The sequence below is a fragment of the Gordonia sp. CPCC 205515 genome, from assembly GCF_048537925.1.
Taxonomy (GTDB): domain Bacteria; phylum Actinomycetota; class Actinomycetes; order Mycobacteriales; family Mycobacteriaceae; genus Gordonia.
Genome location: NZ_JBCLVJ010000014.1, coordinates 87,083 through 107,474, shown reverse-complemented (window position 1 = coordinate 107,474; position 20,392 = coordinate 87,083). Strand labels below are relative to the sequence as shown.

Sequence of the window (20,392 nt, the reverse complement as noted above, 5' to 3'; positions counted from 1 at the left end):
TCGGACGCGGGGCCGTGCTCATCCTCGAGGGTTGTTTCCTCGACGACGATGTGGAAAGTCTTGTGGCGGAAACAGATCTCGCAGCAACCCGACGACAACTCCTGGATTCGTCGCGGTCCGGAAAACTCGACGCGGCCGGTTTGCGTCAGGTCTTGGTGGATCTGCACGAATTCTGGTTGACCAGCAAGGGTGCCGAACTCGGCATCAAACCCGACAGCGGTTTCGCGATCGTGGCGGTCGGCGGACTCGGCCGCGGCGAGTTGCTCCCGTATTCCGACCTCGATCTCATTCTGCTGCACGACAATCTGCCCGCCGAGCGGGTCTCCGAGGTCGCCGACGGACTCTGGTACCCGCTGTGGGACGCCAACATCCCGCTCGACCACAGCGTCCGGACGGTGCCGCAGGCGTTGCAGGTGGCTCGCGAAGATGTCAGTGCCGCACTCGGTTTGCTCGAAGCGCGGCACATCGCCGGCGACGAGGATCTCTCGACGCTGCTCATCGGCGGTATCCGGCAGCAGTGGCGCAGCGACATTCGCGACCGGTTCCCCGCGGTGGTCACCGCCGCCCAGGACCGGTGGCGCCGCGCCGGCGACATCGCCCACCGCGCGGAACCCGACCTGAAGAACGGTCGCGGTGGGCTGCGTGACGTGCAACTGTTGGGCGCGTTGGCGATTGCCCAACTGACCGACGGAATGGCAAGTCTGCGACCGGATTCCCCGGGTGCCGGACCGCAGATCGCCTATCAGCGATTGTTGGACATTCGTACCGAATTGCACCGGATCGCAGGTCGCCCACGCGAACAGGTGCGTGCCCAGGACGCCGACGAGATCGGTGCGGCACTGCGCATCGGTGACCGCTTCGACCTCGCGCGCGTCATCAGTGACGCCGCGCGCACCGTCAGCTACTCCATCGACGTCGGATTGCGCACGGCCGGAAACGCCTTGCCCCGCCGCGGTCTCGCGAAACTGCGCCGCTCGCCGATTCGTCGGCCCCTGGATGAGGGTGTCGTCGAACACAATGGGGAGATCGTGTTGTCGCGCAATGCGATTCCCAGCAAGGATCCCGGACTGATCCTGCGGGTGGCGTCCGCGTCGGCGCGCACCGGGCTGCCGATCAGTGCGTCCACACTGAGCCGGCTGGCCGACTACGCACCGGAACTGCGTGAACCCTGGCCCGCCGAGGCGCTCGGTGATCTGCTGGTGCTGCTCGGGTCCGGACATCACATGGTGGATCCGATCGAGGCGCTCGACCGCACCGGTCTGTGGGGCCGTCTGCTCCCGGAATGGGGTGCGGTGCGCGACCTTCCGCCGCGGGACGCCATCCACACCTGGACCGTCGACCGGCACCTGGTGGAGACCGCCGCCTACGCCGGGTCGATGACCACGCGGGTGGCCCGACCCGATCTGCTGGTCCTCGGCGCGCTCATCCACGATCTCGGCAAGGGGCGCGGGTCCGACCACAGCATCGTCGGTGCTGAACTCGCCATCCAGGTGGGCAATCGGTTCGGGCTCTGGCCGCAGGACGTGACCGTGCTCTCGGAGATGGTGCGCCACCATCTGCTGCTGGCGACGGTCGCAACACGGCGCGATCTCGACAATCCCGCGACGGCCGAACACGTCGCGGCCACCCTCGGCTACAACCGCGACCTGCTCGAGCTGCTGGCCGCGCTGGCCGAGGCCGACTCGCTGGCCACCGGCCCGGGCGTGTGGGGGGAGTGGAAGGCCTCGCTCATCAATGAACTCGTCCGACGATCGATGCGGCTCATCGACGGCGGGGAACTGGCCCGCCCGGACCCGCTGACGCCCGAGCAGATCGCGTCGGCCGAGAAGGACACCTACGCCGTCACCCTGAGGCCTGCCGAGGGTCCGCACACCTTCCGCGTCACGATGATCGCGCCCGATCACCCCGGCATGCTGTCCAAGATGGCCGGAGTGCTCGCCCTCAACGGGCTGCGGTCGCTCAAGGCCACCGTGCAGTCGCATGCCCGCAAGGCGGTCAACACCTTCATCGTCGTGCCGGTGTTCGGCAGCCCGCCCGAGGCGGGTCTGATGCGCCAGCAGCTCATCGCGGCCGTCGACGGAAAGGTCGATGTGCTCGCGCGCCTCGATGCGCGGGAGAAGGAGTCGCCGATCCCGACGATCGGCACCGTCAACGCGGCGCTCGGGATGTCCGCCAACACCGGTGCCTCGGCGGGCAGCACCGATCCGGCCGTCGACGGTGCGGGACACCCGAAGAACGCGGTGCCCGCGCTGTTTGCGGTCGCCCCACCGCGAGTGCTGTGGCTGGACAACACCTTCCGCTTCGACGTCACCGAGGACGACGCCACCGCCGACGACGTCGAGGGCACCGAGGTGCTGCTCGAACTGCGCACCGACGACCGGGTGGGCCTGCTCAGCCGGGTCAGCGCCGTCCTCGAACGACATGGTGCGCATGTTCGATGGGCCAAGGTCACCACCCTCGGCAACACCGTCGTCGACACCTTCAGCCTGCTGCTGACCGACGACTCCGACGAGCTGCGCACCACGCTCGCTGCCGCGATCATCGCGGTCTGTCCGCCGCCGCAACCGCGCGCCGACGGCGAAGGTGACGACGGTCCGCAGTCCTACGGCGGTACCGCCCGCACGGGCGTGCCCATCTCGTGAGCGACCGGACCCGAACCGGGCGTCGGTCGGACATGGAACACTAGGGGAATGTTCGATTCCCTCTCCGATCGGTTGGCCGGCGCGCTCAAGGACCTGCGCGGCAAGGGCCGCCTGTCCGACGCCGACATCGACCGCACCTGCCGCGAGATCCGCCTCGCCCTCCTCGAGGCCGATGTGTCGCTGCCCGTGGTCCGCGGATTCATCGCCAAGATCAAGGAACGCGCCAAGGGCGCCGAGGTCTCCGGCGCACTCAACCCGGCCCAGCAGGTCGTCAAGATCGTCAACGAGGAACTCGTCGGCATCCTCGGCGGCGAGACCCGGCGCATCGCGATGGCCAAGAAGCCACCGACGGTCATCATGCTGGCCGGCCTGCAGGGTGCCGGTAAGACGACCCTGGCCGGCAAGCTCGGTCACTGGCTCAAGAAGCAGGGGCACACCCCGCTGCTCGTCGCCTGCGACCTGCAGCGTCCGGGCGCGGTGTCGCAGCTGAAGATCGTCGGTGAACGGGCCGGGGTGAAGGTGTTCGCCCCGCATCCAGGTACCGACATCGGCGGCGAAGGCGCCCTGGGGGTGACCGCGGGCGACCCGGTCGCGGTCGCCCGCGCCGGCAAGTTCGAGGCGATGGCCCAGCAGTACGACGTCGTCGTCATCGACACCGCAGGCCGCCTCGGCATCGACGAAGAGCTGATGAAGCAGGCCTCCGACATCCGCGAGGCCACCGGTCCCGACGAGGTGCTCTTCGTCGTCGACGCCATGATCGGCCAGGACGCGGTCACCACCGCCGAGGCCTTCCAGTCCGGCGTCGGCTTCACCGGCGTCGTCCTGACCAAGCTCGACGGCGACGCCCGGGGTGGCGCGGCCCTGTCGGTGCGTGAGGTCACCGGCAAACCGATCATGTTCGCGTCGTCGGGGGAGAAGCTCGACGACTTCGACGTCTTCCACCCCGACCGTATGGCCAGCCGCATCCTCGGCATGGGCGATGTGCTCTCGCTCATCGAGCAGGCCGAACAGCATTGGGACGCCGAGCAGGCCGAGGCCGCGGCCGCGAAGATCACTCAGGGCGACCTCACCCTCGAGGACTTCCTCGAGCAGATGCTGATGATCCGCAAGATGGGTCCGATCGGCAACATCCTCGGCATGCTGCCCGGCGCCGGGCAGATGAAGGACGCGCTGTCCCAGGTCGACGACAAGCAACTCGACCGGGTGCAGGCGATCATCCGCGGCATGACCCCCGCCGAGCGGGACAACCCGAAGATCATCAACGCCTCGCGCCGCCTGCGGATCGCCAACGGTTCCGGGGTCGCGGTCTCCGAGGTCAATCAGCTCGTCGACCGCTTCTTCGAGGCCCGCAAGATGATGTCGCAGATGTCCGGGCGGATGGGGATGGGTCCGGGCAGCCGCAAGACCAACCGCAAGAAGGGCAAGGGCAAGAAGGGCAAGGGGCGCGGACCGACACCGCCGAAGGCCGCACGCGCCGGTATGCCCGGGATGGCCGGGATGCCCGGTCTGCCGCCGGGATTCCCCGACCTGTCGAACATGCCCGCCGGACTCAACGAACTACCGCCGGGCCTCGAGGGCCTCGACGTCTCCCAGTTCCAGAAGCCGAAGAAGAAGTAGGTCCGATGAGCGACGACGTCCGGCACTACCGCGGGCGCGACCCGTTCACCGACGACTCGCTCGACCTGTGGGTGGTCGGTGACCGGATCAGCCGGGAACCGGTCGCCGGGGCACCCACCGTCGCCGACGACGTCTGGCTCATCCCCGGCCTCGTCGACGCCCACAACCACGTCGGGATCGCACCCGGCCTCGGCGTCACCGTCGATCAGGCCCGCGAGTACGCCCGGGCCGACGCGCGCGCCGGGACGCTGCTGATCCGTGAGGTCGGTTCGCCGCTGGACACCCATCCGCTCGACGACGACCCGAGTTGCCCGCGGTTCATCCGGTCCGGCAAACACATCGCCCGGCCGAAACGGTATCTCCGCGACTACGGCATCGACCTGGAGAACCCGGACGACCTCGCCGACGAGGTCACCCGCCAGGCGCGAGCCGGTGACGGGTGGGTGAAGATCGTCGGCGACTGGATCGACCGCGAGGTCGGCGACCTGGCGCCGCTGTGGACCAGGACCCAACTCGACGCCGCGGTCGCGGCCGCACACGCCGAGGGGGCGCGCATCACCGCCCACGTCTTCGGTGCCGACGCCCTACCCGACCTCATCGACGCCGGCGTGGACTGCATCGAACACGGCACCGGCCTCACCCCCGATCAGCTCGACCAACTCGTCGAACGCTCGATCGCGTTGGTGCCCACCATGATTCAGGTGGAGAACTTTCTCTCCATCGCCGACGGTGCGGACCGGTTCCCGACCTATCAGGCCAATATGCGCAAGCTGCATCAGAACGCGGGCGACGTGTTCGCCGCCGCCCGGGAGGCCGGTGTGACGATCTTCGCGGGCACCGACGCCGGTGGCTTCGTCGAGCACGGACGCATCGTCGACGAGATCGACGCGTTGGCCGCGATCGGCTTCGGCGCCCGCGACGCCCTGGCCGCGGCGTGCGTCGGACCGCGGGCCTGGCTCGGTGCCGGAACCCTCGCGGACGGCGACCGGGCGGATTTCCTCGTCCTCGACGCCGATCCGGGTGTCGACCTGACGACGTTGCGTCGTCCGCGGGAAATCGTTTGCTCGGGGCTAACGGTCGTCTGACGTTCCTTTCGGGAAAAGTGCAGGTAGACGACATTCGGATCGCGACAACATGTGATGTACAACACCCGTTGAGGTCTGGTGGTGCTAACTTACTGCCTGGTAAAGTAGCTCACGCGTTGCACGGCCCGTCGAAGCGTTGCGGGGTAACCGCCGACGCGTACGCGCCAGCAGACCGGGGGAGGGTCGAGCTCGCGAACGCGGCGGTGCGGGGGGTTGATATCGACGGGCAACGCCGGCATGTGGTCGCTCTCTGCGGGGTGGGTGACCACATGCCGTTGCCGTTTCCGGGGCTCGACGATTTCCGCTCGACGATTTCCGCTCGACGATTTCCGCTCGACGATTTCCGCTCGACGTAGCCGATCTGGCAGAATGGCACGCTGGTTCGTCGGAGCCGGTCACGTACCGACCGACGGTCACCCCGAAAGAGAACGCAAAACCGGATTCGCCACACCGGCGGATCGCTGAATTGCGCAGTGACAACACAGAAGGAACCCAGATCATGTCTGTCAAGATCAAGCTCACGCGGCTCGGCAAGATCCGCAACCCGCAGTACCGCATCGTCGTCGCCGATTCTCGGACCCGCCGCAACGGCCGGGTGATCGAGACCATCGGCAAGTACCACCCCAAGGAAGAGCCGAGCCTGATCGAGGTCGATTCCGACCGCGCACAGTACTGGCTCGGCGTGGGCGCACAGCCCACCGAGCCGGTGGCCGCCATCCTCAAGGTGACGGGTGACTGGCAGAAGTTCAAGGGCCTGCCGGGCGCCGAGGGCACCCTGAAGACCGCCGAGGCCAAGCCGTCCAAGCTGGACCTGTTCAACGCTGCGCTCGCCGCCGCCGACAGTGCGCCGGTCGCCGAGGCCGTCACCCCGAAGAAGAAGGCCGCCAAGAAGGACGACGTCCAGCCCGAGGCCACTGCCCCGGTCGAAGAGAAGCCGGTTGAGCCGGAATCCGAGGCGGTTGCCGAGGCCGTCGCCGAGGATCAGGCGTGAGCGCAGTTGTCGCCGATGCGGTCGAGCACCTCGTCCGCGGAATCGTCGGCAACCCCGATGACGTCCGGGTGGAAATGATCACCGGACGTCGTGGGCGCCTCGTCGAGGTCCATGTCAATCCCGAGGATCTCGGGAAGGTCATCGGCCGCAATGGCCGGACCGCGACCGCCCTGCGCACCCTGGTCTCCGGTATCGGTGGCCGCGGTATGCGGGTGGACATCGTCGACACCGACCGCTGAGCACTTCACCCTCGATGGATCTCGTGGTGGGCCGTGTGGCCAAGTCGCACGGCGTACGTGGCGAACTCGTCGTCGAGATCCGCACCGACGACCCCGAAGCACGATTCGCGCAGGGCACCGTCCTGCGCGGCCGGCTGCCGAAGGGCGCGGGGGAGAAAAGCTTCACCGTGACAGCCGCCCGGCACCATGCCGGGCGGCTGTTGCTGTCCCTCGACGAGGTCGGCGATCGCGCCGCCGCGGATGCGTTGCGCGGCACGCTGTTCCTCATCGACGCCGCCGACGTCGACTCCGGCGACGATCCCGACGAGTTCTACGACCATGAACTCGAAGGGCTGGCCGTCACCACTGTCGACGGCACCGAGGTCGGGATTCTCGCGTCGGTGCTGCACCTGCCCGGCGGGGAGGTGCTCGCGGTCCGCACCCCTGACGACCGGGAGGTACTCATCCCGTTCGTCCGGCAGATCGTGCCGACCGTCGGACTCGACGGTATCGTGATCGACCCGCCCGACGGCCTGCTCGACGAAGCCTGATCATGCGCATCGACGTCGTCTCGATCTTCCCTGAATACCTCGATCCTCTCCGAGTTGCCCTGCTGGGCAAGGCAATTGATGCCGGTCACATCAGCGTCGACATTCACGACCTACGGAACTGGACGCACGACGTACACCGCAGCGTCGATGACTCGCCTTACGGGGGTGGACCCGGCATGGTGATGAAACCCGACGTCTGGGGCCCCTGTCTGGACGAGGTCTGCGCCGACGACGCCCTCCTCGTGGTGCCCACGCCGGCCGGCGTCCCGTTCACCCAGGCCACCGCACAGCGCTGGAGCACCGAGCAGCACCTGGTCTTCGCGTGTGGCCGCTACGAGGGCATCGACCAGCGGGTCTTCGACGACGCCGCCCGCCGGGTGCGGGTCGAGGAGGTCTCCCTCGGCGACTTCGTGCTCATCGGCGGCGAGGTCGCGACGATGGCGATGATCGAGGCCACCGTCCGTCTGCTCGACGGTGTGCTCGGCAATCCGCAATCGCATCAGGAGGATTCGTTCTCCGACGGTCTGCTCGAGGGGCCCAGCTACACCCGGCCGGTGTCCTGGCGCGGACTCGACGTGCCACCGGTGCTGCTGTCCGGCAACCACGCGAAGGTCGCCGAGTGGCGACATGAGCAGTCGCTGGAACGCACCCGCGCGCGGCGGCCCGATCTGCTTCCCGACCCCGAAAACCCGCCCACCGCCTAACCTGGGCGTGTGCACCATTGGCTCTCGCAGCGGGCCGCCGACTGGTTGAATCACGACATCATCGACCGCGGCAGATTGCCCCTGCTGGTGTTCTTCCTCGGCCTGATCATCGGCTTCGTCGGCATCCGCATCAGCGTGCGACTCATCCGTGCCGATGTGCGCTGGTGGTTCTCCAATGTCACCGCCGGCGACACCCACGTCCATCACGTGGTGTTCGGCGTCGTGCTGACCCTGTTGTCCGGGCTGGGGCTGATCGTGTTCGCGCTGTCCGGCGATCAGGCCATGATGTCGCTGCTGGCCGGGCTGTTCGGGATCGGCGCCGCACTGATCCTCGACGAGTTCGCCCTGATCTTCTACCTCCGCGACGTCTACTGGTCACACGAGGGCCGGACGTCGGTCGATGCGGTGTTCGTCGCGGTGGCCGCCACCGGGATGATCGTGCTCGGCTTCCGGCCGCTCGACCTCTACTTCGACGCGCTGCACGACCTGCAGATCGGCCGCACCCATGTCGTCGACATCGCCGCCGCAATCCTCAACCTCCTGTTGGCGGCGATCGTCGTCCTCAAGGGCAAGGTGTGGACCGGGGTCATCGGGGTGTTCGCGTGGCCACTGCTCATCGTCGGGGTGCTCCGCCTGGCCCGGCCGACCTCGCCGTGGGCACGCTGGCGGTATCTGTCCCGGCCACGCAAACTGAACCGGGCGATCGAGCGGGAACGACGGTGGCGCCGACCGTTCGTGCGGGCGAAGATCTTCGTGCAGGATCTGATCGCCGGCCGACCCGACGTCCTGCCGCACATGCGTGCCGCAGCCGAGGACCAGCTCGACGAGGTGGTCCACCCGGCACCCCCGCCACCGGCGATTTCGCCGCACCGGGGTCTGTCTGGCACAATAGTCGGGTTGCCTGGCGACGATGTCGGTCCTGTTTCGACGGACAGACGTGGTCGCGGGCCGCACCCTGACTCGGAGCACGAACCGGTCGAGCCTCACATGTGATGACCCGATGATCTCGTCGAACATCACTGTGGAGCCGCCAGGTTCCTCTGTTCACGCCAAAAGCAGATTGGACCCAACCACGATGAACACCCTCGACTCACTCGACCAGCAGTCGCTGCGCGACGACATCCCCGCCTTCCAGCCCGGTGACACCCTCGACGTCCACGTCAAGGTCATCGAGGGCAGCAAGGAACGTGTCCAGGTCTTCAAGGGTGTCGTGATCCGCCGCCAGGGTGGCGGCGTGCGCGAGACCTTCACCGTGCGCAAGGTGTCCTTCGGCGTCGGCGTGGAGCGCACCTTCCCGGTGCACAGCCCGAACATCGCCAAGATCGACGTCGTCACCCGCGGTGATGTGCGTCGCGCGAAGCTGTACTACCTGCGCGATCTGCGCGGCAAGGCAGCCAAGATCAAGGAAAAGCGCTGACGCGTCTACCCTGACCACGTGGCCGACAATCCATCGCCGGACAGCGAGTCCGAACCGACCGTCGAGGAGCGCCCCTGGCGCACCAAGGACGACAAGACGGAGAAGCGCGGCGGGTCAGTGCTGCGCGAAGCCGTCATCATCATCGGCTGCGTACTGCTGCTGACCTGGCTGCTGCAGACCTTCGTCGGACGGCAGTACGTCATCCCGTCGGAATCGATGGAACAGACGTTGCACGGTTGCGCCGGGTGCACCAACGACCGGATCGTCATCGACAAGTTCTCCTACCGATTCGGTGAGCCGCAGCCGGGCGACGTCGTCGTCTTCAAGGCGCCCACCGAATCGTGGGACGGCGCGTGGCTCTCGCCGCGGTCGGACAACGCGGCGGTGCACGCTCTGCAGGACGGACTCTCGTGGTTCGGCTTCGCGCCGCCCGACGAGAACGATCTGGTCAAGCGCGTCATCGCGACCGGCGGCCAGACCGTCGAATGCCGCAACGCGGCAGGGGTCGGCGTCACGGTCAACGGCAAACCCCTCGACGAGCCCTACGTCGACAAGGAACTGCAGGCGCAGGATGTCGCGGCCGGCAACGAGCTCGCCGCCGGTCCCGACGGCAAACCCAACGCCTGCTACGGCCCCGACTTCGGGCCCATCAAGGTGCCCGACGGCAACGTCTGGGTGATGGGGGACAACCGCGCCAATTCGGCCGACTCCCGATTCCACATGGAAGACGAGTACCACGGCACGGTGCCCGTCGACGACATCCGCGGCAAGGTCCGATTCATCATCTATCCTTTCTCGCGGATCGGTGGTGTGTCCTCGGACAACCCCCAATCATGAGTCCGCGTGTCCTGGGTCCGTCCGCGACTCGGTGGCCCCCGCGGTCGCCGGTGCGCAAGGCCGCGAGTCTGCGTACCTTCGAGTTCGCACTGCACCGCAATGGGCTCGGCCCGGTAGCCGGTGTCGACGAAGCCGGCCGGGGTGCGTGTGCCGGGCCGCTGGTGGTCGCCGCGTGCGTCCTCAAACCGACCCAACTCACCTCGCTCGCCGACCTCGACGACTCCAAGAGGCTCACCGAGGCCATGCGTGAAACGCTCTACAAGGCGGTCACCAAGTACGCGGTCAGCTGGAGCGTGGTGGTGATCGACTCGGCCGAGATCGATCGCATCGGCATCCACGTCGCCAACATCGAGGGCATGCGCCGGGCAATCGCCGGACTCGACGTCACCCCCGGCTACGTCCTCTCCGACGGATTCGTCGTCCCCGGCCTCACCGTGCCGTCGTTGCCGGTGATCGGCGGCGACGGGGCGGCGGCCTGCATCGCCGCCGCCAGCATCCTGGCCAAGGTCACCCGAGACCGCATCATGGTGGCGATGGACGACGACCTGCCCGGCTACGACTTCGCCGTCCACAAGGGCTACAGCACCGCCCACCACATGGCCCGGCTCGACGAGCACGGGCCGTCACAGCAACACCGCATGTCCTACCGGAATGTCGCCGCCCGCGCGACCTCCCGCCCGACCCCGACCACGATAGGCTTGATCAATGAGTGCTGAGGATCTCGAGAAGTACGAAACCGAGATGGAACTCTCCCTGTACCGCGAGTACAAGGACATCGTCGGGCAGTTCACGTATGTGGTCGAGACCGAACGCCGCTTCTACCTCGCCAACGCGGTCGAATTGGTCCCGCGCAACACCGACGGCGAGATCTACTTCGAACTACGCATGAGCGACGCATGGGTGTGGGACATGTACCGGCCGGCGCGCTTCGTCAAGCAGGTCCGGGTCATCACGTTCAAGGACGTCAACATCGAGGAACTCGAGAAGTCCGAACTGCGGCTGCCCGACGAGCCGTGAACCCTGTGGGCGTGATCTCGCCGCACATGTGATCTATCCACAACGGGGGTTCATCCACAGATTCGGCGGTGGATTGGATCGCGTCGTCGGATTCGACCGTTTCTGCGGTGATGCTGAACGGCATGAGCGACAACGCATCACCGCCGCCCCCGTCCGCGGGCAGGGTCCGGCGGTCGGGGAGACAGACCGCGGGTATCGGCCGTCTCGGTGAGGATCTCGCCGCCGACCATGTGCGTGCCCTCGGGTGGCGGGTGCTGGACCGCAACTGGCGCACCAAGTACGGAGAGCTGGATCTGATCGCCGCCGACGGCACGACGCTGGTGGTGATCGAGGTCAAGACGCGAGCGTCGCGGTTCTACGGCGATCCGGCGGCCGCGGTGACACCGCAGAAACTGGGGCGGATGCGGCGCCTCGCGGGGCAGTGGCTGCGCGAGAGCGGCCACGGATGGGCGCAGATCCGGTTCGACGTGATCTCGATCCAACTCGATCCGCGGGACCCGGAGGACACTGCGGCCGCGGTCGTCCGCCACCATCGCGGGGTGTTCGAGTAACCATGCGGCTCACGGGTTTCGGTCACACATATGCGGTGGCGCTCAATGCGTTCGAGGCGACCGGCGTGGAGGTCCAGGCCAATGTCGGGCAGGGATTGCCGAACTTCACGATCCACGGGCACGTCGACGCATCGTTGCGGGAGGCCAAGGATCGGGTGCGTCCGGCGATCACCAACTCCAAGTTCAGTTTCCCCGATCTGAAGGTGACGGTGTCGCTGGCGCCTGCGGATGTGCCGAAGGCGGGGTCGTCGTTCGATCTGGGTATTGCGGTGGCGATCCTGACGGCCACCGATCAGGTTGCGACAACGCGGATTCGGAACACGGTGTTGCTGGGGGAACTCGGTCTCGACGGGCGGTTGCGGCCGGTGCGCGGGGTGCTACCGGCACTGGTGAAAGCCCGCGCCGCGGGGTTCACACACGCGGTGGTGCCGCGGCTCAACGTGGCCGAGGCGACGTTGGTGACCGACCTGGAGATCGGTGGTGCGGACAGTCTTCGGGAGGTGACGCGATGGCTCGACGGCGATCACGTCTTGGACACCGTGGGTGGCGACGAATGCGCTCCGTCGCCGGAAATTCCGGACATGGCCGATGTCGTCGGGCAGGCCGAAGCGCGACATGCACTCGAAATCGCCGCTGCCGGAGCACATCACGTGTTGATGACGGGACCCCCGGGTATCGGCAAGACGATGCTGGCACGCCGGTTGCCCGGCATCCTGCCGCCGCTCGGGCGGGAGGAATCGTTGGAAGTGACCGCGATCCACTCGATCGCCGGCACCCTGCGCCCAGGACATCCGCTGATCTCCGAGGCGCCGTTCATCGCGCCGCACCACAGCACCTCGACCACCGCCCTGCTCGGGGGCGGCACCGGCATGGCCCGGCCCGGCGCGGTCTCGCGGGCGCATCGGGGTGTGCTGTTCCTCGACGAATGCGCCGAGATGGGACCCAAAGTGCTTGATTCCCTGCGTCAACCACTCGAAGAAGGGGAGGTTCACGTGTCGCGTCGCGACGGAGTGGCCAGCTACCCGGCCCGTTTTCAACTCATCTTGGCCGCCAACCCGTGCCCCTGTGCGCCGGCCCACGACGTCGACTGCGTCTGTTCGGCGCTGGCCCGACGACGCTACCTCGGGAAACTGTCCGGGCCACTGATGGACCGCGTCGACATCCGGGTCCGCATGGACCCGCCCGGCAACACCGCCCTCATGACCACGGTCGGCGAATCGTCGGAAGCGATGCGCGTGCGGGTGGCGGCAGCCCGCGCCGCGGCGACCGAACGGTGGCGTGCGCACGGCTGGCTCACCAACGCCGAAGTTCCGGGTTCAGCTCTGCGGCAACGGTTTCGGCTGCCGCCGGCGGCGTTGCGGCCGATCGAACTGTTCCTGCGCGACGGTCGGGTGACCGCCCGTGGCGCCGATCGGGCCATCCGGCTGAGTTGGACGCTCAGCGACCTCAAGGGCGCCGACCAGCCCACCGAATCCGACGTTGCCGAGGCGCTGCTCTACCGCGACCGGGGTGCCGCGTGGTGACCGCCGCCGGCGACGACACCCGGCGCGCCTGGGCCTATCTGTCCTCGGTGGCCGAATCACCCTGTGCACCAATCGAACTCCTCGCTGCGGAGTTGGGGCCGGTCGAAGCGACGGCGGCGATCAAGGCGCGGTCGGTGCCGCCGCAGCACGTGGCGGTCCTCGATGCGACGCAAGCCCGGTACGCGGTGGACAGTTCCACCCGCGACCTCGAGATCGCCGACCGGATCGGGGCACGGCTGGTCACGCGTGACGATCCCGAATGGCCGGGGTGGTCGCTGATGGCGTTGAGTCACGCCGACACCGCGGCCCGCGGCGGGGAACCGATCGCATTGTGGGCGCGCGGCCCTGGCCGGCTCGACGAGATGGCCGCGTCCGGGATCGGACTCATCGGGTCGCGGGCGGCGTCGTCCTACGGCGAACACGTGACCTCGATGCTCGCGTCGGGCCTCGCGATCGACGGGCACGCGGTGATCTCCGGCGGAGCCTATGGGATCGACGGCGTCGCTCACCGCGCCGCACTCGCCTCGGGCGGTCCGACGATGGCGGTGATGGCCTGCGGCATCGACCGTGACTATCCGGCCGGTCACGCCCGGCTCCTCGCCGAGATAGCCGAGACCGGCCTGGTGGTCTCCGAGTACCCGCCCGGCACCACGGCGGCCAAACACCGCTTCCTGACCCGCAATCGGCTGGTCGCGGCCATGTCGACGGCGATCATCGTGGTCGAGGCCGGTCGCCGCTCGGGGGCGGCCAACACGGCGGCATGGGCGCGCAAACTCGGGCGGCCGCTCGGCGCGGTACCCGGCCCGGTGACGTCGGCGACCTCGGTGGGCTGTCATCGCCTGATCGCCGACGACCTCGCGGAGCTGGTGACCGACGTGCCATCGGTGCTGGCATTGGCGAATCCGGACCCGACCGCCGACGCCGGGCGCGGCGCCACACGACCCACCGACCGACTGTCCGACGACGAGAAACGGGTACACGATGCGATCCCTGGCCGCGGGACGGTGACGATCGAAGAGATCGCATTCTCCGCGGGGCTCGACGTCGGGGTGGTGCGTAGCGCACTGGCCCGCATGGACGTGGCCGGGTTGATCACCACCGCGGACGGGGGATGGCGGTTGGCGTGAGCCACGGACACCACTAGATACGGGTGAGGATCTCCACGAGGATGCGCTTGTCCTCGTCGGTGGCGATGTCAAGGTGCTCACTGCCGGCCATGTAGCCGATACCGACGTAGACGAGGGTGGTGGCCCGCGCGTGGGCCTGCTGCTCGTCGAATCCGAGTTCCATGAACGCGTCGTGCGCGACGTCGAACACGGTGCTGTCCAGCGCGATCACGGACTTGGCCAGGTGGGGGTCGGTCTCGGCCCACGCCCGGACGGCGGCCTCGACCGACCGTCGGCGGGTGTCACTGACCAGCACCCCCATCGTGCGGATGCGCTCGACGGGCGGCAACGATCCGAGACCTTCAAGGGTCTCCATCGCGTCGGCCTGCACCCTGCGGCAGTGGTCGGCCAGTGCCGTCATCAAGGCGGCGATGTCGGTGAAATGCCAGTAGAAGCTGCCCTTGGTGACGCCGAGTTGCCGGCACAATCGGGAGATCTTGATCGCGCCGACGCCCTCGCTGATCAGCAGGCGCATCGCCGCGTCGAGCCAGTCGTCGACCGTGAGACGCGACCCGCGTCGCGACGGCGATGACTCCGGCATGATCTCCTCTTCGGCAGGCGCCCAGTGGGTGCGTCTGGTTCGACGTGATGAACTCCCAGGTTACGGGACTTCACGGGGTAACTCGGTGCCTCTTTAATTTAGGTTTACCTAAGTAGGCGTATCGTGATGTGCGAGAGGAGGCTTCATGGCCAACGGAAGCAACACTTTGACGGTGGTGCGGCGCGAACAGCTCAGCCCACACTTCGTCCGTCTCTATCTCGGGGGCGACAGGTTCGACGATTTCCTGTCCGCACTGGGTGACCAGCCCTGGGATACCGACCTGTACATCAAGCTGCTGTTCGCACCGCCGGGGGTGAGCATCCCCGACGAGTTCGACCGCCGCATGCTGCGCACGCTGCCGCCGGAACAGCAACCGGTGCTGCGGACCTACACGATCCGCCGCGTCGACGTGGAGAACAAAGAGATCCAGGTGGACTTCGTGGTCCACGGGGACGAGGGCATCGCCGGCCCGTGGGCCGCGACCGTCGAGCCGGGCACCGTGGTGCGGTTCCTCGGACCGGGCAGCGGCTACCGCCCGAAGTCCGACGCGCCGTGGCACCTGATCGCCGGTGACGAGGCCGGACTGCCGGCCATCTCCGCGGCCGTCGAGGCACTGCCGGCCACCGCGATCGGCAAGGTGTTCGTCGAGGTCGCCGGTCCCGACGACGAGATCGCATTCGACGCGCCGGCCGGTGTCGAGGTGACCTGGATTCATCGTGGCGGCGGAGCGGGCGAGGTCGGCGACGATCTGGCCGGCGACAACGCCCCGCTGATCGCCGCGGTCCGCGACGCCGAGTGGCTCGACGGCGAACCGCACGTGTTCATCCACGGCGAGGCGCAGGCGGTCATGCACAACCTGCGCGCCTACGTCCGCAAGGAACGCGGCGTGAGCGCGGGCAACGCGTCGATCTCGGGCTACTGGCGGCGAGGCCGCACCGAGGAGGGCTTCCGGGAATGGAAGGCCGAACTCCGTGACACCGAAGAGGGTGGATCGGGCGGCGGGATCGCCGGCAAGATCCGCCGCGGCGTCGCGTCGGTCACCGGTCGCTGACACGCCTTGCCGGGCTCGCCGGATCCCGACGACACGATCCGGCAACGCCCGAGCGCGTCCGGTTGCGCCTGGGGGCGCTGGACGGTTTGGTCTCCTGACATGACCACACCGTCCGGCGCGGTGCCGTCCGGGGGAGTCCTGGACGACTTCACCACCTACCTGCGCTACGAAAAGGGCCACAGCGAGCACACCGTGCGCGCCTACCTCGGCGACGTGCGCGGCCTGGTGTCCTACGCCGGTGCCCGCGGCGTGCCGATCGGCGACATCGACCTGCCGCTGTTACGGTCCTGGCTGGCCGATCACACGCGGCGCGGTGCCGCCCGCACCACCGTCGCGCGGCAGGTGTCGTCGGCAAAGACGTTCTGCGCGTGGGCAACTCGCGAAGGGCTCCTCGGCAGCGATCCATCCACCCGACTGCAGGCGCCCAAGGCGCACCGCACCCTGCCTGCGGTCCTCGCGCCCGCCCAGGCCGCCGTCGCGGCGACCGCGGTGGCCGACGACGCCACCGACGACCCCATCGCCCTGCGCGACCGGCTCATCGTGGAGTTGTTGTACGCCAGCGGGATTCGTGTCGGTGAACTGTGCGGCCTGGACATCGACGACGTCGACTCACCCCGCCGGGTGCTGCGCGTCATCGGCAAGGGCAACAAACAACGCACCGTGCCCTACGGCGATCCGGCGGCCCGCGCCATCGACCGGTGGCTGAGTCATGGACGTCCTGCGCTCGTCGGTCCGCGCTCCGGTGACGCGCTGCTGCTCGGTGCCCGGGGCGGGCGGCTCGACCAGCGGATGGCGCGCACCGTGGTGCACCGCGCGGTGGCGGCGGCGGGCGGCCCCGACATGGGCCCGCACGGACTGCGCCACAGCGCCGCCACCCATCTGCTCGAGGGTGGCGCCGACCTGCGCGTCGTCCAGGAACTGCTCGGGCATTCCTCGCTCGCGACCACTCAGATCTACACCCACGTCAGCGTGGAACGGCTGCGCGCGGTGCACCGACAGGCACATCCGCGGGCCTGAGCGGTTTCAGACGAACCCGGATCGCGCCGAGCAGCGCTCGCGGATCGAGGTAGGCCGCGTCGTGACCGCGCCCGCGGCGCGCACCCCAGTGCAGGCAGGCACTCGCCGGGCAGCCGGGATGACCCGCGATCACGGTGCCGATGAACTCGCCCCGGCTCACCGACTGACCTTGGCGCACCGACGCCTGCACCGGCTCGTAGGTGGTGATGAGTCCGTCGGCATGCCGGATCGACACCAGGCCACGACCCGCGACCTGCCCGGCGAACTGCACCGTTCCGGTTCCGGCCGCGCGCACCGGGGTGCCCGGCGCCACCGCGAGATCGACGCCACGATGCCCGGACTGCCAGCGTTGCGTCGGATTGTCGAAGCCCCGCACGACCTGCGGTGTCGGCGACACCGGCCATCCGAAATCGCCGCGCGCGGCACTTGCCGTGGCCGGTAGCGCACACAGCAGTAGCACCACGATCGCGATCCCGGCGAGGGCGAGGAGTAGGCCGTGACGCCGTGAGGTCATATAGATCAGACGCAGCGGGGGCCTCGACGGCTCCATCGTTTTGGTTTTCGACCCCTGACCGGCGTAAACTTCTCCGCGCACCTCATCGATTGCGATGGGGTGACTTCGCGCGCTCGTCACGCGACCCGCACCACAGCTGTGGAGCGGTGTCGGAAACAACCGCGGTGGGCGGTCCCGGACACCCGGGTCCACCTCGGTACGAGCGCCAGGATCGACACCAACCGGTGTCGATGTCAACTGCACACAAAGGACAAATCATGGCAGTCGTGACCATGAAGCAGCTGCTCGACAGCGGCGCACACTTCGGGCATCAGACCCGCCGGTGGAACCCGAAGATGAAGCGATTCATCTTCACCGACCGCAACGGCATCTACATCATCGACCTGCAGCAGACGCTGACCTACATCGACAAGGCGTACGAATTCGTCAAGGAGACCGTCGCCCACGGCGGCACCATCCTCTTCGTCGGTACCAAGAAGCAGGCGCAGGAATCCATCGCCGGTGAGGCCACCCGCGTCGGCATGCCGTACGTCAACCAGCGTTGGCTCGGTGGCATGCTCACCAACTTCTCGACCGTCCACAAGCGCCTGCAGCGCCTGAAGGAACTCGAGACCATGGAGCAGACCGGTGGTTTCGAGGGTCGCACCAAGAAGGAAATCCTCATGCTGACGCGTGAGAAGAACAAGCTCGAGCGCACCCTCGGTGGTATCCGCGACATGGCCAAGGTGCCGTCCGCGGTGTGGGTTGTCGACACCAACAAGGAGCACATCGCTGTCGGTGAGGCACGCAAGCTCAACATCCCGGTCATCGCGATCCTCGACACCAACTGCGATCCCGACCTCGTCGATTACCCGATCCCGGGCAACGACGACGCGATCCGCAGCGCCGCACTGCTGACCCGCGTGGTGGCCTCGGCCGTCGCCGAGGGCGTCCAGGCGCGTGCCGGCCAGGCGTCGGGCGACTCGAAGCCGGAAGCCGGTGGCGGCGAGCCGCTCGCCGAGTGGGAGCAGGAACTGCTCACCCAGGCCGCCTCGGGCACCGAGGTCGCCGCCGCAGCCGGTGCGGCCACCGAGGCCCCGGCCGCCGGCGCCGAGCAGTAGTCCCGGCGCCCGACATTCGGTAGCGATTGCGAAGCCGGCGCGTCACCTCGCGGTGATGACGCCGGCTTCGTACCGCCGAACACCTATCCGACACCACTTCTAAGGAGGTCGCCAACGATGGCGAACTACACCGCAGCCGATGTGAAGAAGCTCCGCGAGCTCACCGGCTCAGGAATGATGGACTGCAAGAAGGCGCTGGAGAACAACGACGGCGACTTCGACAAGGCCGTCGAGGAACTGCGTATCAAGGGCGCCAAGGACGTCGGCAAGCGCGCTGAGCGCTCCACCGCCGAGGGCCTCGTGGCCGCCAAGGACGGCGTGATGGTCGAGCTCAACTCCGAGACCGACTTCGTCGCCAAGAACGCCGAGTTCCAGGAACTCGCCGATCAGATCCTGGCCGCTGCCGCCACCGCCAAGACCAACGACGTCGATGCGCTCAGCGCCGCCGCCCTCGGTTCCGGCACCGTCGCCGACGCCGTGCAGGCCCTGTCGGCGAAGATCGGCGAGAAGCTCGAACTGCGCCGTGTCGCCAGCTACGACGGCCCCGTCGCCGTCTACCTGCACAAGCGTGCGTCGGACCTGCCGCCGGCCGTCGGTGTGCTCGTGTCCTACAACGGTGAGGGTGACGCCGCGGCCGAGGCCGCACGTGGCGCTGCCATGCAGGTCGCCGCGCTCAAGGCGCGTTACGCCACCCGCGAGGAGGTTCCGGCCGACGTCGTGGAGAACGAGCGTCGTATCGCCGAGGAGACCGCCAAGGCCGAGGGCAAGCCCGAGCAGGCGCTGCCGAAGATCGTCGAAGGCCGCGTCAACGGCTTCTACAAGGATGTCGTGCTCCTCGACCAGTCGTCGGTGCAGGATTCCAAGAAGACCGTCAAGGCCCTGCTCGACGAGGCCGGCGTGACCATCAACGGTTTCACCCGCTTCGAGGTCGGTCAGTCCTGACCCGAGTCGGTCCAGTTGTGTTCGAACGACCCCGTGTCACCCCGAGAGGGTGGTGCGGGGTCGTTCGTCGTTGCACCTAAGATGGTTCCGGATGTTCATCGTGGACTTCGTCGCCGCACCAGTGAGGATTAGATGAGCCAATCGCCTGCCCCCCAACCCGAGCGCCACGGCTACCATCGCGTCCTCCTCAAACTCGGCGGGGAGATGTTCGGCGGGGGTGAGGTCGGCCTCGACCCCGACGTCGTGGGTACCGTGGCCGATCAGATCGCCGAGGTCGTCAACTCCGGCGTACAGGTCGCGGTGGTGATCGGTGGCGGCAACTTCTTCCGCGGCGCCGAACTGCAGCAGCGCGGCCTGGACCGCTCCCGCTCCGACTACATGGGCATGCTCGGAACCGTGATGAATTGCCTTGCGCTGCAAGACTTCCTGGAGAAGCGCGGCATCTCGACCCGCGTGCAGACCGCCATCACCATGGGGCAGGTCGCCGAACCGTACATTCCGCTGCGCGCGCAGCGGCACCTGGAGAAGGGGCGTGTGGTGATCTTCGGCGCCGGCATGGGCATGCCGTACTTCTCCACCGACACCACCGCCGCGCAGCGTGCGCTGGAGATCGGGGCCGAGGTCGTACTGATGGCCAAGGCCGTCGACGGCGTGTACGACGCCGACCCGCGGGTGAGCCCCGACGCCACCATGTTCACCGAGATCACCCACCGCGAAGTGCTCGACAAGGAACTCAAGGTCGCCGACGCGACCGCGTTCAGTCTGTGTATGGACAACAAAATGCCGATCTTGGTGTTCAATTTGCTGGTGGAGGGCAATATCGCCCGCGCGGTCGCCGGCCAGCCGATCGGCACCCTGGTGGCGACCTAGCGTCCCCGCCTGCACCTCCGCACCACACCGAGACAAGC

General features: G+C 68.0%; 22 protein-coding genes. 20 read left to right on the top strand and 2 right to left on the bottom strand.

The window, feature by feature from the left end; all coding sequences use genetic code 11:
• Positions 1–14: 14 nt before the first annotated feature.
• The 15 genes from AAFP30_RS21385 (at position 15) to dprA (ending at position 14,280) form a co-directional block, all read left to right on the top strand.
• Entirely contained in the window at positions 15–2,642 is a 2,628-nt protein-coding gene (locus AAFP30_RS21385; RefSeq protein WP_419232033.1) for a [protein-PII] uridylyltransferase, read from the top strand.
• Positions 2,643–2,690: 48 nt separating this feature from the next.
• Entirely contained in the window at positions 2,691–4,259 is a 1,569-nt protein-coding gene (gene ffh, locus AAFP30_RS21380) for a signal recognition particle protein (protein ID WP_419232032.1), read from the top strand.
• A gap of 5 nt (positions 4,260–4,264) precedes the next feature.
• Positions 4,265–5,344, top strand: coding sequence for an amidohydrolase family protein (locus AAFP30_RS21375; protein ID WP_419232031.1), 1,080 nt, complete (start codon positions 4,265–4,267; stop codon positions 5,342–5,344).
• Between the two features lie 499 nt (positions 5,345–5,843).
• Positions 5,844–6,335: a 30S ribosomal protein S16 gene (gene rpsP / locus AAFP30_RS21370; protein WP_419232030.1), complete on the top strand. Its 492-nt coding sequence runs from the start codon at positions 5,844–5,846 to the stop codon at positions 6,333–6,335.
• Positions 6,332–6,574, top strand: a complete 243-nt coding sequence (locus AAFP30_RS21365; protein WP_419232029.1) for an RNA-binding protein — start codon at positions 6,332–6,334, stop codon at positions 6,572–6,574. The genes rpsP and AAFP30_RS21365 overlap by 4 nt, the downstream gene beginning before the upstream one ends.
• Before the next feature lie 14 nt (positions 6,575–6,588).
• Positions 6,589–7,104 carry a ribosome maturation factor RimM gene (gene rimM / locus AAFP30_RS21360; RefSeq protein WP_419232028.1) on the top strand — a complete coding sequence of 172 codons (516 nt, stop codon included), beginning with the start codon at positions 6,589–6,591 and terminating at the stop codon, positions 7,102–7,104.
• A gap of 2 nt (positions 7,105–7,106) precedes the next feature.
• Positions 7,107–7,808 (top strand): tRNA (guanosine(37)-N1)-methyltransferase TrmD, encoded by a 702-nt coding sequence (trmD, locus tag AAFP30_RS21355; RefSeq protein WP_419232027.1) that lies wholly within the window; start codon positions 7,107–7,109, stop codon positions 7,806–7,808.
• 9 nt (positions 7,809–7,817) lie between these two features.
• Positions 7,818–8,801 carry a hypothetical protein gene (locus tag AAFP30_RS21350; protein ID WP_419232026.1) on the top strand — a complete coding sequence of 328 codons (984 nt, stop codon included), beginning with the start codon at positions 7,818–7,820 and terminating at the stop codon, positions 8,799–8,801.
• 82 nt (positions 8,802–8,883) lie between these two features.
• Entirely contained in the window at positions 8,884–9,225 is a 342-nt protein-coding gene (rplS, locus tag AAFP30_RS21345; protein WP_419232025.1) for a 50S ribosomal protein L19, read from the top strand.
• An 18-nt stretch (positions 9,226–9,243) separates the two neighbouring features.
• Positions 9,244–10,062, top strand: a complete 819-nt coding sequence (gene lepB / locus AAFP30_RS21340; protein WP_419232024.1) for a signal peptidase I — start codon at positions 9,244–9,246, stop codon at positions 10,060–10,062.
• A complete protein-coding gene (locus AAFP30_RS21335; protein ID WP_419232023.1) occupies positions 10,059–10,778 on the top strand; it encodes a ribonuclease HII in 720 nt (239 codons plus the stop codon). The genes lepB and AAFP30_RS21335 overlap by 4 nt, the downstream gene beginning before the upstream one ends.
• Positions 10,768–11,079, top strand: a complete 312-nt coding sequence (locus AAFP30_RS21330; protein ID WP_419232022.1) for a DUF2469 domain-containing protein — start codon at positions 10,768–10,770, stop codon at positions 11,077–11,079. The genes AAFP30_RS21335 and AAFP30_RS21330 overlap by 11 nt, the downstream gene beginning before the upstream one ends.
• Before the next feature lie 122 nt (positions 11,080–11,201).
• Positions 11,202–11,630 (top strand): YraN family protein, encoded by a 429-nt coding sequence (locus AAFP30_RS21325; RefSeq protein ID WP_419232021.1) that lies wholly within the window; start codon positions 11,202–11,204, stop codon positions 11,628–11,630.
• Between the two features lie 2 nt (positions 11,631–11,632).
• Positions 11,633–13,153, top strand: coding sequence for a YifB family Mg chelatase-like AAA ATPase (locus tag AAFP30_RS21320; protein ID WP_419232020.1), 1,521 nt, complete (start codon positions 11,633–11,635; stop codon positions 13,151–13,153).
• Complete coding sequence (gene dprA / locus AAFP30_RS21315) at positions 13,150–14,280, top strand: DNA-processing protein DprA (RefSeq protein WP_419232019.1); 1,131 nt, start codon at positions 13,150–13,152, stop codon at positions 14,278–14,280. Before AAFP30_RS21320 ends, dprA begins: the two co-directional genes overlap by 4 nt.
• A gap of 13 nt (positions 14,281–14,293) precedes the next feature.
• Here the strand turns inward: dprA and AAFP30_RS21310 are convergent, their stop codons facing one another.
• Positions 14,294–14,860, bottom strand: coding sequence for a TetR/AcrR family transcriptional regulator (locus AAFP30_RS21310; protein ID WP_419232018.1), 567 nt, complete (start codon positions 14,858–14,860; stop codon positions 14,294–14,296).
• Between the two features lie 145 nt (positions 14,861–15,005).
• Between AAFP30_RS21310 and AAFP30_RS21305 the strand changes: the two genes are divergently transcribed.
• Complete coding sequence (locus tag AAFP30_RS21305; protein ID WP_419232017.1) at positions 15,006–15,911, top strand: siderophore-interacting protein; 906 nt, start codon at positions 15,006–15,008, stop codon at positions 15,909–15,911.
• Between the two features lie 99 nt (positions 15,912–16,010).
• On the top strand, positions 16,011–16,928 hold the full coding sequence (locus AAFP30_RS21300) for a tyrosine recombinase XerC (RefSeq protein WP_419232016.1): 918 nt from the start codon (positions 16,011–16,013) through the stop codon (positions 16,926–16,928).
• Here AAFP30_RS21300 and AAFP30_RS21295 read toward each other — a convergent pair.
• The gene (locus tag AAFP30_RS21295) at positions 16,876–17,442 is read right to left on the bottom strand and encodes a M23 family metallopeptidase (RefSeq protein ID WP_419232015.1); all 567 of its coding nucleotides are present in this window, start codon (positions 17,440–17,442) and stop codon (positions 16,876–16,878) included. The two genes, AAFP30_RS21300 and AAFP30_RS21295, sit on opposite strands and share 53 nt — an antisense overlap.
• A 257-nt stretch (positions 17,443–17,699) precedes the next feature.
• Here AAFP30_RS21295 and rpsB point away from each other — a divergent pair, with 257 nt between their 5' ends.
• The 3 genes from rpsB to pyrH all read left to right on the top strand — a co-directional run bounded on the left by rpsB (position 17,700) and on the right by pyrH (position 20,354).
• Positions 17,700–18,542, top strand: coding sequence for a 30S ribosomal protein S2 (rpsB, locus tag AAFP30_RS21290; protein ID WP_419232014.1), 843 nt, complete (start codon positions 17,700–17,702; stop codon positions 18,540–18,542).
• A 117-nt stretch (positions 18,543–18,659) separates the two neighbouring features.
• Positions 18,660–19,484 carry a translation elongation factor Ts gene (tsf, locus tag AAFP30_RS21285; protein ID WP_419232013.1) on the top strand — a complete coding sequence of 275 codons (825 nt, stop codon included), beginning with the start codon at positions 18,660–18,662 and terminating at the stop codon, positions 19,482–19,484.
• Positions 19,485–19,616: 132 nt separating this feature from the next.
• Positions 19,617–20,354: a UMP kinase gene (gene pyrH / locus AAFP30_RS21280; RefSeq protein WP_419232012.1), complete on the top strand. Its 738-nt coding sequence runs from the start codon at positions 19,617–19,619 to the stop codon at positions 20,352–20,354.
• Positions 20,355–20,392: the final 38 nt, after the last annotated feature.

Bases quoted from the DNA above. Each gene is read 5' to 3' on its own strand.
- ffh (WP_419232032.1), top strand. From the start codon at position 2,691: ATGTTCGATTCCCTCTCCGATCGGTTGGCCGGCGCGCTCAAGGACCTG.
- AAFP30_RS21375 (WP_419232031.1), top strand. From the start codon at position 4,265: ATGAGCGACGACGTCCGGCACTACCGCGGGCGCGACCCGTTCACCGAC.
- rpsP (WP_419232030.1), top strand. From the start codon at position 5,844: ATGTCTGTCAAGATCAAGCTCACGCGGCTCGGCAAGATCCGCAACCCG.
- rimM (WP_419232028.1), top strand. From the start codon at position 6,589: ATGGATCTCGTGGTGGGCCGTGTGGCCAAGTCGCACGGCGTACGTGGC.
- trmD (WP_419232027.1), top strand. From the start codon at position 7,107: ATGCGCATCGACGTCGTCTCGATCTTCCCTGAATACCTCGATCCTCTC.
- rplS (WP_419232025.1), top strand. From the start codon at position 8,884: ATGAACACCCTCGACTCACTCGACCAGCAGTCGCTGCGCGACGACATC.
- AAFP30_RS21335 (WP_419232023.1), top strand. From the start codon at position 10,059: ATGAGTCCGCGTGTCCTGGGTCCGTCCGCGACTCGGTGGCCCCCGCGG.
- AAFP30_RS21330 (WP_419232022.1), top strand. From the start codon at position 10,768: ATGAGTGCTGAGGATCTCGAGAAGTACGAAACCGAGATGGAACTCTCC.
- AAFP30_RS21325 (WP_419232021.1), top strand. From the start codon at position 11,202: ATGAGCGACAACGCATCACCGCCGCCCCCGTCCGCGGGCAGGGTCCGG.
- AAFP30_RS21320 (WP_419232020.1), top strand. From the start codon at position 11,633: ATGCGGCTCACGGGTTTCGGTCACACATATGCGGTGGCGCTCAATGCG.
- AAFP30_RS21310 (WP_419232018.1), bottom strand. From the start codon at position 14,860: ATGCCGGAGTCATCGCCGTCGCGACGCGGGTCGCGTCTCACGGTCGAC.
- AAFP30_RS21305 (WP_419232017.1), top strand. From the start codon at position 15,006: ATGGCCAACGGAAGCAACACTTTGACGGTGGTGCGGCGCGAACAGCTC.
- AAFP30_RS21300 (WP_419232016.1), top strand. From the start codon at position 16,011: ATGACCACACCGTCCGGCGCGGTGCCGTCCGGGGGAGTCCTGGACGAC.
- AAFP30_RS21295 (WP_419232015.1), bottom strand. From the start codon at position 17,442: ATGACCTCACGGCGTCACGGCCTACTCCTCGCCCTCGCCGGGATCGCG.
- rpsB (WP_419232014.1), top strand. From the start codon at position 17,700: ATGGCAGTCGTGACCATGAAGCAGCTGCTCGACAGCGGCGCACACTTC.
- tsf (WP_419232013.1), top strand. From the start codon at position 18,660: ATGGCGAACTACACCGCAGCCGATGTGAAGAAGCTCCGCGAGCTCACC.
- pyrH (WP_419232012.1), top strand. From the start codon at position 19,617: ATGAGCCAATCGCCTGCCCCCCAACCCGAGCGCCACGGCTACCATCGC.